Source organism: Streptomyces torulosus (assembly GCF_001419765.1).
GTDB classification, from domain to species: Bacteria; Actinomycetota; Actinomycetes; order Streptomycetales; family Streptomycetaceae; genus Streptomyces; species Streptomyces torulosus.
In genome coordinates this window covers 1-1,774 of sequence record NZ_LIRK01001040.1, presented here as the reverse complement: position 1 = coordinate 1,774, position 1,774 = coordinate 1, and the positions used below count along the sequence as shown (strand labels likewise).

The 1,774-nt window shown below is 76.0% G+C and carries 1 protein-coding gene; it reads right to left on the bottom strand.

The annotated features are described in order from the left end of the window. On the bottom strand, positions 1–1,460 hold a 1,460-nt coding region (locus tag AOK23_RS43880), incomplete at its 3' end, for a hypothetical protein (RefSeq protein WP_055717916.1). Positions 1,461–1,774: the final 314 nt, after the last annotated feature.

Here is a 1,774-nt window from a genome sequence, read left to right as displayed (position 1 = left end):
TGGTCCAGGACGCGGGCCAGGGTGGGGCCGGTCTGGTCGGGGCCGGTGCGGTCGGTGGTGCGGTGGACGCCCAGCGCGTCGAGCACGCGGTGGAGCCGGGCCGCCTCCGTGCGCCATTTGCGGTCGACGACCTCGTCCGGGTACTCGTTCCAGGCGACCGGGGCCCAGTCGCGGCCGGCCTCGGCGGGGCCGCCGTGGAAGAGGCGCGCGGCGAGCAGCGACGCGGCCTCGTCGACCGTGCCGGGTTCTTCGAGGAGGTCGCAGGCGGGGCGTTCGCCGAGCCGGGAGGCGAAGCCCTCGGCGAGGCGGTCGCGGCGGGACAGCTCCGTGAGCGCGGCGACGACGCCCGCGTCGAGGCGGGACGGCCAGCGGCCCATCCGCCAGGCGGGCAGCGCGACGCGCGTGAGAAGCCGGTCCCAGCCGGCGTAGGCCAGCCCGACCTGCTCCTGGGCGACGATCCGCAGACCGTAGTCCACAGCCTGTGCACGCTCGGCCGCGGCGGCCGCCACCCCGCGCTCCATCTCCGCCGCGTGGGCCCGGCAGCCGCGCAGGAGCAGCCGGGTCACCCAGCCGACACCGGCCAGCACCGTACGGACCGGGGGACCGTGCGTCGGGGCGGAGCTGACGGCGACGGCGGCGTCCAGGCCGCGGACGAAACGGCGGGCCGCGGCTATGTCCGGGTGCGCCGACGGCCCCGTGCCCGCGACGACCGGTGCGAGCACCGCCCGTAGCTCCCCCACCCGCATCCACCACAGGAACGGTGAGCCGATGACCAGTACGGGCGCGGTGGGCGCGCGATGGCGGCGGTGCGACGACAGTCCGGACGAGAAGCCGGACGGGGTGCCGGGCGTGACGCCAGTCCCGGACATGACGCCTGACGACCCTCCTCGGGCGTCGGCCATCTCGTCGCCGCCGCCGGGACCACGTCCGCCGGGGCCGGTGGGGCCCGACGCCCCGCTCGACGTGCCGCCGGACGGTGACGCGGCGGCCGACGAGGTCCCGGTCGAGGTGGCGGCCGATGCGGTGGAGGTGTGGCTGTCGGGTGAGGTGTGGGACGGGTGGGTGCGGTCCTCCAGCCAGCTGTCGCAGTCGGGGGTGAGCGCTATCGCGGAGGGAGCGGGGACGTCGAGGCGGTCCGCCAGGTCGCGGACCAGGCGGTAGAGGTCGGGCGCGGCTTCCTCGGCGATCGAGACGGTGGGGCTCACGGCGGGCCGGGCCCGGGCCACGACGAGCGCGATACCGGCGGCGGCGAGCAGGACGACGGCGGCGAGGCCGGAGACCACCCAGCGTGCCGTGGACCAGAACGGACCGGTGAGGTGGCCGGTGGAGACGCCGGCCACCAGGACGACCGCGACGGCGGCCGGCAGCAGAGCCACGGCCAACGCGCGGCTGCGGACGCGCAGCACGGCGAGGGCCCGCGAGCGCGCGGCCTGCGCACCCGCCTCCTCACCAACCGCCATACCGCTCACGACCCGACGTCACCCCCTGCTGTCCCGTGCGGCGTGCGCCGCGACGGCTTCCCGTCGGCGTCGTGGCCGCCGAATGCCCTGACGTTGCTCACTCCCCCACTGTGGCACCCACGACTGACATCGCAATGCCGGTGGGCCAAGTGCCGGAACACTTGCGCCGCACCCTAGTTGGGGCCTCGGCGCTCGTCAGCCGGATGGCCCATCGGTCACTCGATGGAATGGCTTTGGGGAGAGGTGATCGAAGCGGGGAGGGATCGGGCCCCGCGGTTCCAAGGGCCCCGAGAGCGCTCGGGAGGGGGCTCGGT